Origin of the sequence: Micromonospora sp. TSRI0369 (assembly GCF_001905625.1) — a bacterium.
Classification (GTDB): domain Bacteria; phylum Actinomycetota; class Actinomycetes; order Mycobacteriales; family Micromonosporaceae; genus Micromonospora; species Micromonospora echinospora_A.
The window spans coordinates 506,967-518,411 of sequence record NZ_LIVU01000006.1 but is presented as its reverse complement, the minus strand read 5'-3'; the positions used below and the strand labels follow the sequence as shown (position 1 = coordinate 518,411).

Genomic DNA, 11,445 nt, shown 5'->3' with positions numbered 1-11,445 from the left:
TCAGAAAGCGGAACGCCCGGCCGGCGTCCCGCTCTCGGTTATACCCCGCTGGGCCGCCACTCCATTCCCGGCGCGGTGTTCGTCACGGGTCACGCCGCGCCCGCCGTCCCGGGGCCGATATCGTCGGCGGTCGTGAAGGCATGGATCCCGCACCCCGAGGGCCTCCGGCTGCTCGGCGAGCCACCGCCCGGCGTCACCGTGGAGCTGCTGGCGGACCCGGACCGGCTCCCGTCGTCCCCGGACGGGGTGCGGTTCTGGGTACCGCCGTTCCTGTCCGGCCCGGACGCCGGCGCGTTCCTGGCCCGGCTGCCGGACGTCGAGGTGGTGCAGCTTCTCTCCGCCGGCGCGGACGCCTGGGCCGGGCGCGTCCCGGACGGCGTGACGCTCTGCGACGCCCGGGGCGTGCACGACTCGCCCACCGCCGAGTGGGTGGTGGCCGCGATCCTGTCCTCGCTGCGCGGGTTCGCGCCGCTGGCCCGGGCGCAGGCGCGGCGCGAGTGGGCGTACGACGAGGTGGCGCCGACCGACGAACTGGCCGGCAAGCGCGTGCTCATCGTGGGCGCCGGCTCGATCGGCGCGGCGGTACGTGACCGGCTCGCCCCGTTCGAGGTGAGCTTCACGCTGGTGGCCCGTACGCCGCGACCGGACCAGGGCGTGCACGGGGTGGACGAGCTGCCCGCCCTGCTGCCGGAGGCGGACGTGGTGGTGCTGCTGGTGCCGCTGACCGACCAGACCCGCGGCCTGGTCGACGAGCGTTTCCTGGCCGCGATGCCGGACGGCGCGTTGCTGGTGAACGCCGCGCGGGGGCCGGTGGTCAGCACCCCGGCGCTGCTCGCCGAGCTGGCCTCGGGGCGCCTGCGCGCGGCGGTGGACGTCACCGATCCGGAGCCGCTGCCCGCCGACCATCCTCTGTGGGAGCTGCCGAACCTGCTGCTCACCCCGCACATCGGCGGCTCGGTACGCGGTCTGCTGCCCCGGGCGTACCGCCTGGTGGGCGAGCAGCTGCGCCGGTACGCGGCCGGGGAGGAGCTGACGAACCGGGTGGTAGACGGCTACTGATCATTCGCCTCACCGGGCAGCTCCTGCCCGGTGACGGCGATCAGCTGGGGCAGCTCGGTGGCGCGTACCGCCGGCAGCATGACGACTTCGCCGTCGTCGAGCCGGGCGAGCGCGCGGCCCCGGGCGTCGCCGGCCAGTTCGGCGACGCGCGTCCACGGCACGCGGCGTTGCCCGGCGAGCGCCCGCAGCCGCAGTTCCGAGGCGTCGGCGTCGGTGCCGGAGCGCCACGCCCAGACCGCGACCGCGACCGGGACGAGCAGCACCCAGAGCAGCCACCAGCGGGCGGAGGCCAGCGGCAGCGCGCCGATGGCGGCGACGATCGCGGCGACCAGGATGGCCTGGTTGTGTCGGAAACGGACGGTATCGGCACGGCTCACCCTCCGATGATCCCACCCGGCCGACTCCCACCACCCCTCACCCCGGCAGAGCCCGTCGTCCCATCCCCCGCCACGCTCGTCCATAGCGGCCCGCCTAGCAGTGCAAGCCGCCTCATCGCTGCCCAACCACTCTGGAGATCTTGGTACGTCTCCGCCCTCCCGAGGGCGATTGCGTACCAAGATCTCGCGCGAGCGGGTCGTGCGTGGAGATCTTGGAAGCAAACGGCCCCTATGGCGGCCCTTTGCTTCCAAGATCTCGTCGTGGTGGCGCGGCGTTGGTGGGGTGTGACGCATGTCACTGGTGTGGTGACGTCACCAGGCGCTTCCGGGATCGTTTCTAGGCGTGGCCGCAGCGGTCCCCGCCGATGCGTCCCGCCTGCCCCGACCCCCGCACGTCGTACCGCGAACCGCAACCGCACCGCCCCCGTGCCCCCTCACGAAGGCGACCGCCGTGCCCGTCCCTCCTCCCGCCGGTCCCCGTCGGCGGCCACCCCTGTCCGATGTCGCCGTGTCGCTCACCGGCGCGGTCTTTCTCCTGGCGGGCGTCGCCGGGCTTCTACCCGGCCCGGCCGCCGCCGCGCTCGCCGTCGCCGGTGGATTCGCGCTCGCCTGCGTCCGGCTCGCCTGGCTGGCCGGCGGAGCGCTGCCCGCCGCTCCGAGCGACCTCACCCCGAACGCGCCGCCGACCGTCGACGCTCGAACCACCGAATCGCCGGCCCGGAACGCGGGCACCGCCCTGCCCGAGCACCGGGACGCCGCCTCGCCCGGCGTGCCGCCCGAGCGCCGGGACGTCACCGAGTCGGGCGCGAGGCCGTACCGGGACGCCGCCTCGCCGGCCCGGCCGGCCGGGCACCGGGCCGTCGCCGCCGTGCCCGAGCGCCGGGACGTCGCTGCGCCGGGCGTGACGACCGGGCGGCAGGCGCGCCGGGTCGCGCTGTCCCGCCGGGTCGCCGCGATCCTGGACGCCGCCGTCCTGGTCGCCGGGCTCACCGTCGCGGTGCTGCCGCTGAGCGATCCCGCGCACCGGCTGCCGATCGCGCTGACCGGGCTGTGCCTCACCACGCCGCTGTACGTGACGGCGCTGCTGCGCCTGCCCGGCCGGTCCCGGATGTCCGGCCCCGAGTTGGTGCGCCGTGGCGTCGACGTGCTCGCGCTCGGCGTCAGCCTGGTCTTCGCCGGCTGGATGCTGCTGCCGGGCGGCCCGGTCCGGGCCGTCGCCGGGATCGCCGCGTCGGGCGGCGCGGTGGTGCTGGCCGTGCTCGTGGTGGCGGCTCTCGCCGAACGCCGCCGCCGGCCGGGCGCCGCGGGTTGCCACGCCGGGGCGGCGCTGACGCTCGGCGGGCTGACGTTGCTGGTGGTGCTGCTGGCGTACGACGCGCCGGAACGGGCGCTGCCGGTGGTCGCGGCGCCGCTGCTGGCGGGAGCGCTGCTCACCGTCGCCGGCCTGCGGCGCGCCTGGGCGGGGGAGCGGCCGGGCCGGGACCTGGCGCCGGCCGCCTGGCCCCGCCTGACCGCGCCGGCCGGGATCGCCGCGCTGGCCGCCGGTGTCCACCTGTGCGCGGTGGGGGAGTTCAGCACCGGCGCGATGGCACTGGGCCTGGCGGTCATTCCGCCGATCATGGCGGGGGAACTGCTCGCCGCCGCGGACCAGCGTCGCCGGGTGCAACGGCTCGCGGCCCGTGAGGCGTGGTTGCGGCGCCGGCTCGGACCGGACGCCCGGGCCGTCGAGCCCACGCCGTTGACCCGCGCGGATCTGGTCCGGGCGATGGCGCAGCGCAGCGGCGGCGCCCTGCTCGTGGTCGACCTGCACGGCGAGGGTGCCGCCGTGCCGGAGGGCCCGGTCCTCACCGAGGTCGCGCGCCGGCTCCGGGCCGGCGCCGAGGCGCACGATCTGGTCGGCCGGCTCGGCGACACCGAGTACGCGATCCTCACCGACCTCGGGCCGGTGCTCGCGTACGCGCTCGGCACGCGGCTGCTGGCAGCGCTGACCGAGCCGTACCCGCGGCCGTGCGGGGCGGCCCGGGTGCGGGTGAGCATCGGGCTGGCCGAGACCGGCGGCGGCGAACCGGAGGACGTGCTGCGCCAGGCCGACCTGGCCCGCCGCCGGGCGGTGCAGCTCGGCCGGGACCGGGTCGAGTGGTACGACGCCTATCTGGAGGAGCAACTGGTCCGGCGCCTGGATCTGGAACGGGAGCTGCCCGGGGCGGTGGCGCGCGGTGAGCTGGACCTGGTCTACCAGCCGGTGGTGGCGCTCGCGGAGCGGGTGCCGGTCGGCACCGAGGCGTTGCTGCGCTGGCGCAGTCCCACGCTGGGCACCGTGCTGCCGGCGGAGTTGCTGCCGGTGGCGGCCGACCTCGATCTGGTCGGCGAGATCGGGCGCTGGGTGGTGGACCGGGCCTGCCGCCAGCTCGCCGCGTGGTCGGAGGGCGGCCGGGAGCTGTGGATGGCGGTGAACGTGACGCCGCGCGAGCTGGCCGCGCCGGACTTCGTGGCGCGTACCGCTACCGCGCTGGCCGCGTACGACGTGTCGCCGGAGCGGCTGGTGGTGGAGGTGGCCGAGCCGGCTGTGGGCGCCGAGTTGTCCACCGTGGTGGCCCGGCTCGCCGGCCTCCGCTCGATCGGCGTGCGGACCGCGCTCGACGACTTCCGCGCCGAGCACGCCTCGCTCGCCCAGCTCCGCCGCCTGCCGATCGACCTGCTCAAGGTGGGCCCGCACCTGGTCGGGCCGGGTGGGGACGGGCAGCGCCCGCTGATCGACGTGGTGGCGAACCTGGCCGACCGGCTCGGTGTGGAGCTGGTGGTCGAGGAGCTGGAGTCGGAGGGGCAGGTGGCCGGCGCGCGGCGGGCCGGCTGCCGGTACGGGCAGGGCTTCGCGCTGGCCCGGCCGGCGACCGCCGAGCGGGTCGAGGCGTGGTTCGAGGAGTTCCCGTCCGCCGCCCGATGAGCTGAACCGGTTCAGCGCTGCGTACGAGGTGGTGCCGTGCTGCCGCGCGGCGTGAGGTGCGCGGTCTCGTCCTGGACCACGGCGGCCGGCTCGCCGGCGATCACCGCCAGGAGCTGCCGGGCGGCGTGCGCGCCGTACGCCGGGATGTCCCGGCCCAGCGCGGTCAGCGGCGGGTGCACCAGCCGGCAGAGCGGCGAGTCGTCCCAGGCCACTATGGACAGGTCGCCGGGGACGGTCAGGCCCATCTCCTGGGCCACCGAGAGCCCGGCGATCGCCATCACGTCGTTGTCATAGATGACAGCCGTCGGCCGGGCGGCGGAGCTGAGCAGCCGGCGGGTGGCCCGCGCGCCCTCCTCGCCGGTGTAGTCGGACCAGACCGTGTGCGCCTCGTCCAGCCCGAGCCGCCGGCACACGCCGGTGAACGCCTCGGTGCGGATCTCGGTGTGCAGCAGCGACGGCAGCCCGCCGACCCGGGCGATGCGCCGGTGCCCGAGCGCGACCAGGTACTCCACCGTCTCGACCAGCGCCGCCGCGTCGTCGGACCAGACGCTCGCCAGGCCACCGGTGTGGCCGGGGCCGCCGATCACCACCGCCGGCAGTTGCAGCTCCTCCAGCGCCGGCACCCGCCGGTCGTCGGTGCGCAGGTCGCAGACGAGCACGCCGTCGACCCGGCGTTCGGCCCACCACCGCCGGTACACGGCGATCTCGGCCTCCTGGTCGCTGACCACCTGGAGGGTGAGCGCGTACGAGCGGGCCGACAGCTCGGCCTCGACGCCGCTGATCAGCTCCATGAAGAACGGCTCGATGCCGAGTATCCGGGCGGGGCGGCACAGCGCCAGCCCGACCGCCTTCGCGGTCGCGCCGGACAGCGCGCGGGCGGCGCTGCTCGGCCGGAACCCGATCTCGGCGGCGATCGCGAGGATGCGCTGGCGGGTCGCCTCGGAGACGCCGGGCTGGCCGTTGAGCGCGTACGACACCGCGCCCTTGGAGACCCCGGCACGCCGGGCGACGTCGGCGATGGTCGGCCGCTTCACCGCAGCGTTCCTCCACTGTGTCCGGCCCTCGCGGGCGTTCTCGGTCGCCGGGCTCACCGGCGTCTGGTGACGCTACTGCACCGCCGCCGCGGCCCGGTCGGCGTGAGCGGCGGCCGGCCGGGGTGTCCGGCGGCCACTGCTTGTGCGGTTCAGCTTAGTGCGCCTGCCGCTCTCCCCGGTCACCCGGTGTCCGGGCGAACGCGCCTCCACCTGCGGTCCGGTAGGGCGGTGAGGTTACCGGGCCGGCACGTTCGTAACCGCCCGTTGACAGCCCTGGGGGTGAACCGTACGGTGGCCTCACTTATCCGGTTCAGTCAACGTTCCTCGATATGTGGAGCGTTCCCATTCGGCGCGGAGGATGAGATGAGACGGTCCTGGACGCACCTGGCGCGCGTGACCGCCGCCGGTGCCGTCGCCCTGGTCATGGTCGCCGCGTGCAGCGGCCGGAGCACCACCGGCGGCTCGGACGCGGACGGCGGTCAGGTGACGCTGAAAATCAACTTCTGGGGCGACTTCGGCCTGCAGGACCTCAAGGCCAGGTACGAGGCCGAGCACCCGAACGTCAAGATCCAGCTCAACTCGGGCGAGTACAACGCCCAGCACGAGGACCTGCAGAAGAAGCTCGTCGCGGGCAACGGCGCGCCGGACATCGCGGCGATCGACGAGGGCTTCATGGTCCAGTTCCGCAGCCAGTCCGACAAGTTCGTCAACCTGCTCGACAAGGGCGCCGGCTCCTACGAGAGCAAGTACCTGCCCTGGAAGTGGAAGCAGTCGCTGTCGGCCGACGGCAAGACGCAGATCGGCCTCGGCACCGACGTCGGCGGTCTGGCCATGTGCTACCGCACCGACCTGTTCAAGGCCGCCGGCCTGCCCACCGAACGCGACCAGGTGTCCGCGCTCTGGCCCACCTGGGACAGGTTCATCGAGGTCGGCCAGCAGTACACCGCCACGACGAAGAAGAAGTTCATCGACGCGGGCACCAACCTGTTCAACCCGATCCTCGGCCAGCAGCCGGTCGGGTTCTACGACGAGCAGGACCAGCTCCGGATGGAGCAGGGCCCGAAGGTCGCGTTCGACTACACGGTCAAGGCCGTCGGCGCCGGGCTGTCGGCCAACCTGGTCAGCTTCCAGGCCGACTGGGACAAGGGCTTCACCAGCGGCGCGTTCGCGGTGCTGGCCTGCCCGGCCTGGATGCTCGGCCACATCAAGGACACCGCGCCCGGCACCCAGGGCAAGTGGGACATCGCCGCGGTACCGGGTGGCGGCGGCAACTGGGGCGGCTCGTTCCTGACGCTGCCCAAGCAGGGCAAGAACGTCGACGAGGCGTACAAGCTGCTGACCTGGCTGGTCGCGCCGGAGCAGCAGATCGAGATCTTCAAGAAGGTCGGCAACCTGCCGTCGCAGCCGGCGCTCTACACCGACCCGGCCATCGCCGACTTCAAGAACCCGTTCTTCAACGACGCCCCGGTCGGCCGGATCTTCCCGAAGATGGCGCAGGGCCTCACTCCGCAGTACCTGGGCCGCAAGAACGGCCCGACCCGGGTGGCGGTGGAGAACGTGATCCGGCGGGTGGAGAACAAGTCGCTCAAGTCCGACGCCGCCTGGTCCGAGGCGGTCAAGGAGGCCGAGAAGGCCGCGAAGTCCTGACACGTCAGCGGTGACGGGGCGGCCCGGTCCGCCCCGTCACCGTCCGATCTCCCGGCCCTGGAGTGAACAGATGTCCAGCACCCGTGCCGCGCCGCCCCGCCGCCCACCCGCGCCGCAGCGCGGCAGTGCCGGCGACCGGCGGATGACCTGGCGTGACCGGCTGTACCGCTTCGACATGCGCTACATGCCGTACCTGATGATCGCGCCGTTCTTCCTGCTCTTCATCGTGTTCGGGCTGTTCCCGCTGCTGTTCAACGCGGTCGTGTCGCTGCGGAACTACCGGCTGGACGACCCGACGTTGCCGTACTGGGCGGGCATGGAGAACTTCAGCCGCCTGATCGCCGACGAGGACTTCTGGAACGCCCTGGCCAACACGTTCGGCATCTTCCTGCTCTCCACGGTGCCGCAACTGCTGCTCGCGCTGCTCGTCGCGTCGCTGCTCAACCGCAAGCTGCGAGCGCAGACCTGGTGGCGGGTGGGCGTGCTGCTGCCGTACGTGACACCGATCGTGGCCTCGACGATGGTGTTCAGCGTCTTCTTCTCCCGCGACTTCGGCATGGCCAACTGGGCGCTCGGCCTGCTCGGCATCGGTGGCGCGGACGACCCGATCGACTGGCGGGCCGGCAAGCTCCAGGCCTGGGTCGCCATCGCCACCATGGTCAACTGGAAGTGGATCGGCTACAACGCGCTGCTCTACCTGGCCGCCATGCAGTCCATTCCGCGTGACGTCTACGAGGCCGCGGCGATCGACGGCGCCGGGCAGTGGAAGCAGCTGTGGCGCATCACCGTCCCGATGATCCAGCCGGTGGTCCTGTTCACAGTCATCCTCTCCACCATCGGCGGGTTGCAGCTGTTCACCGAGCCGATGCTGTTCGACCCGAACGCGCAAGCGGCCACCGGCGGGCCGGACGGCGAGTGGCAGACCATCGCCCAGCTCATCTACAAGGTCGGCTGGAAGGACCTCAACCTCGGCTACGCCGCCGCCATGTCCTGGGCGCTGTTCCTGATCATCCTGATCGTGGCCGGCCTCAACTACCTGCTGACCAACCGACTCTCCGGAGGCCGCCGGTGACGACCCGACGTGTGGTGGCCCGGGCCCCGCAGGACACCCCGGCCGGGCTCTGGACCTATCTGCTCCTCGCGGTCAGCATGCTGTTCGCCGCGTTCCCGCTCTACTGGATGTTCGTCATCGCCACGAGTAACGACGAGGCGCTGGCGAAGCTGCCGCCGGTGGTGATCCCCGGCGACCGGTTCCTGACGAACGTCGAGGAGGTCTTCTCCCTCCAGGACGTCTACTTCGCCGCGTCGCTCGTCAACAGCGTCATCGTCTCCGCGGTGGTGACCGCCTCGGTGCTGTTCTTCTGCTCGCTGGCCGGCTTCGCCTTCGCCAAGCTGCGTTTCCGGGGCAGCCGCGCGTTGATGCTGTTCGTGGTGCTGACGCTCACCGTGCCCAACCAGCTCGGCATAGTCGCGCTCTACATCGTGATGGGCAAGCTCGGCTGGAACGGCACGCTGCTCGCCGTCATCGCGCCCGGCCTCATCACCGCGTTCGGCGTGTTCTACATGCGGCAGTTCATCGTGAACACCGTCCCGGACGAGCTGGTCGAGTCGGCCCGGGTCGACGGCGCCACGACCATGCGGGTGTACGCGACGATCGTGCTCCCCTCGATCCGCCCGGCCCTGGCGGTGCTCGGCCTGCTCACGTTCGTGGCCACCTGGAACGACTTCCAGTGGCCGCTGATCACGCTCAGCGGCACCGACTACCCCACCTCGATGGTGGCGGTCTCCGACCTGGCAAGCGGCAACTACGTGATCTACCGGCGGGTGCTCGCGGGCGCGTTCATCGCCACCGTCCCCCTGCTGGTCATGCTGTTCATCGGTGGACGTCAGATCGTCCGCGGAATCATGGAAGGCGCGGTGAAGTCGTGAGCCGTCGAACGTCGCTGCACGAGGGGTGGACGCTGCGGGCCGAGCCCGGCCCGGCGGTGCCGCCGGAGATCGCCGGGACGGCGGTGCCGGCCACGGTCCCGGGTTGCGTGCACACCGACCTGCTCGCGGCGGGCCTCATCCCCGACCCGTACCGGGACGACAACGAGAACCGCCTCACCTGGATCGGCCGCACCGACTGGGTCTACGAGACGACGTTCGGATGGCAGCCCGGCGACGAAGAGCGGGTCGACCTGGTCTGCGCCGGCCTGGACACGGTCGCCACAGTGACGCTCAACGGCGTCGAGGTCGGCCGCACCGAGAACCAGCACCGCTCGTACCGCTTCGACGTCCGCGCGCTGCTGCGCCCGGACGGCAACATCCTGGCCGTACGCTTCGACTCCCCGTACCGGTACGCCGAGGCGCACCGGGACCGGCTCGGCGACCGGCCCAACGCGTATCCGGAGCCGTTCCACTTCATCCGCAAGACCGCCTGCAACTTCGGCTGGGACTGGGGACCGACGCTCGTCACCGCCGGCATCTGGCGCGACATCGGCCTGCACGCCTGGTCCACGGCCCGGCTCGCGTCGGTCCGGCCGCTCGTCACGGTGGCCGACGGCGTCGGCCGGGTCGAGCTGCACGCCGAGATCGAGCGGACCGGCGACGAGCCGCTGACCGTACGCGCCGCCGTCGCCGGGGCCACCGCCGAGATCGCCGTACCGGCGGGGGAGCGGACCGCCGTCGTGACGCTCACCGTCGCGGACCCCGCGCTGTGGTGGCCCATCGGGTACGGCGACCAGCCGCGCTACGACCTCGACGTGAGCCTGCACGCCGCCGACGGCCGGGAGCTGGACGCCGAGTCCCGCCGGATCGGCTTCCGCTCGGTCCGGCTGGACACCACGCCCGACGCCCACGGCACCCCGTTCGCGCTGCACGTCAACGACGTGTCGGTGTTCGTGAAGGGCGTCAACTGGATCCCCGACGACGCGTTCCCGAACCGGGTCACCCGGGACCGTCTCGCGCAGCGGTTCGGCCAGGCGGCCGGCGCGCACGTCAACCTGCTGCGCGTCTGGGGCGGCGGCCGGTACGAGTCGGACGACTTCTACGAGCTGGCCGACGAGATGGGCCTGCTGGTGCAGCAGGACTTCCTGTTCGCCTGCGCGGCGTACCCGGAGGAGGAACCGTTCCGCACCGAGGTCGAGGCGGAGGCACGGGAGCAGGTCACCCGGCTCGCCGGGCACCCGTCGCTGGTGCTCTGGACCGGCAACAACGAGAACATCTGGGGCTGGCACGACTGGGACTGGCAGGAGCCCCTCGCGGGCCGGACCTGGGGACGCGGCTACTACCTGGAGCTGCTGCCCGCCGTCGTCGGCGAGCTGGACCCGACGGTCCCGTACTGGCCGGGAAGTCCCTGGTCCGGCAGCGAGGAGCTCCACCCCAACGACCCGGCGCACGGCACCACGCACATCTGGGACGTGTGGAACACCGACGACTACACGCGCTACCGGGACTACGTGCCGCGCTTCGTGGCCGAGTTCGGCTACCAGGCGCCGCCCGCGTACGCGACGCTGCGCCGGGCGCTCTCCGACGAACCGCTCGCGCACGACTCGCCGGGCATGACCCACCACCAGAAGGCCGCCGACGGGGACGGAAAGCTCCGGCGCGGGCTCGACGCCCACCTGCCGCCACCCGCCGACTTCGACGACTGGCACTACCTCACCCAGCTCAACCAGGCCCGCGCCATCCAGCTCGGCGTGGAGCACTTCCGCTCGCACCGGCCGGTCTGCGCCGGCACCGTCGTGTGGCAGCTGAACGACTGCTGGCCGGTCACGTCCTGGTCGGCGATCGACGGCGACGGCCGTCGCAAACCCCTGTGGTACGCGCTGCGCCGCGCCTACGCCGACCGGCTGCTCACCGTGCAGCCACGTGACGGTGGGCTGGCGCTGGTCGCGGTGAACGAGACCGCCGAGGCGTGGAACGGGCCGGCCACCGTCACCCGGCTGACAGTCACCGGGGAGCCGAGGGCGAAGACCTCGGTCGACCTCGACGTCCCGGCGTACTCCTCGGTCGTGGTGGAACTGCCGGCGGAGCTGGCGCGGCCGGACGACGGCCGCGCCGAACTGCTCGTCGCGGACGCCGGGGACGCGGCGGAGCGCGCGCTGTGGTTCTTCGCCGAGGACCGCGACGTGCGCTGGCCGGCGGCGGAGTGGGACGCGGTGGTCGAGCCGGCGGACGGCGGCCGGCGGGTCCGGGTGACCGCGCGGACCGTGCTGCGCGACCTGACGCTGTTCGCGGACCGCCTCGACCCGGCCGCGCAGGTGGACCGGGCGCTGGTGACGCTGCTGCCGGGGGAGAGCGTGACGTTCACCGTGCGCGCCACCCGCCCGCTCGACGCCGCCGCGCTCACCTACCGACCGGTGCTGCGCTGCGTCAACGACCTCACCTGAGGCGGACGCCC

The 11,445-nt window shown here is 73.1% G+C and carries 8 protein-coding genes; 6 read left to right on the top strand and 2 right to left on the bottom strand.

Translation table 11 applies throughout. The annotated features are described in order from the left end of the window. The first annotated feature begins 132 nt into the window (after positions 1-132). A complete protein-coding gene (locus AMK25_RS23125) occupies positions 133-1,059 on the top strand; it encodes a 2-hydroxyacid dehydrogenase (RefSeq protein ID WP_073830453.1) in 927 nt (308 codons plus the stop codon). On the opposite strand, the gene AMK25_RS23120 is transcribed toward AMK25_RS23125, so the two are convergent. Beyond that, entirely contained in the window at positions 1,053-1,436 is a 384-nt protein-coding gene (locus tag AMK25_RS23120) for a PH domain-containing protein (protein ID WP_073830452.1), read from the bottom strand. The genes AMK25_RS23125 and AMK25_RS23120 overlap by 7 nt on opposite strands. A 508-nt stretch (positions 1,437-1,944) precedes the next feature. Between AMK25_RS23120 and AMK25_RS23115 the strand changes: the two genes are divergently transcribed. Next, positions 1,945-4,380, top strand: a complete 2,436-nt coding sequence (locus tag AMK25_RS23115; RefSeq protein WP_073830451.1) for an EAL domain-containing protein — start codon at positions 1,945-1,947, stop codon at positions 4,378-4,380. Between the two features lie 11 nt (positions 4,381-4,391). Here the strand turns inward: AMK25_RS23115 and AMK25_RS23110 are convergent, their stop codons facing one another. After that, a complete protein-coding gene (locus tag AMK25_RS23110; RefSeq protein ID WP_073830450.1) occupies positions 4,392-5,414 on the bottom strand; it encodes a LacI family DNA-binding transcriptional regulator in 1,023 nt (340 codons plus the stop codon). Between the two features lie 363 nt (positions 5,415-5,777). On the opposite strand from AMK25_RS23110, the gene AMK25_RS23105 reads away from it, so the two are divergent. The 4 genes from AMK25_RS23105 (at position 5,778) to AMK25_RS23090 (ending at position 11,434) form a co-directional block, all read left to right on the top strand. After that, positions 5,778-7,061, top strand: a complete 1,284-nt coding sequence (locus tag AMK25_RS23105) for an ABC transporter substrate-binding protein (protein WP_073830449.1) — start codon at positions 5,778-5,780, stop codon at positions 7,059-7,061. Between the two features lie 70 nt (positions 7,062-7,131). Beyond that, positions 7,132-8,133 (top strand): carbohydrate ABC transporter permease, encoded by a 1,002-nt coding sequence (locus AMK25_RS23100; protein ID WP_073830448.1) that lies wholly within the window; start codon positions 7,132-7,134, stop codon positions 8,131-8,133. Further along, complete coding sequence (locus AMK25_RS23095) at positions 8,130-8,990, top strand: carbohydrate ABC transporter permease (RefSeq protein ID WP_073830447.1); 861 nt, start codon at positions 8,130-8,132, stop codon at positions 8,988-8,990. The genes AMK25_RS23100 and AMK25_RS23095 overlap by 4 nt, the downstream gene beginning before the upstream one ends. After that, the gene (locus AMK25_RS23090; protein ID WP_073830446.1) at positions 8,987-11,434 is read left to right on the top strand and encodes a glycoside hydrolase family 2 protein; all 2,448 of its coding nucleotides are present in this window, start codon (positions 8,987-8,989) and stop codon (positions 11,432-11,434) included. The genes AMK25_RS23095 and AMK25_RS23090 overlap by 4 nt, the downstream gene beginning before the upstream one ends. Positions 11,435-11,445 lie beyond the last annotated feature (11 nt).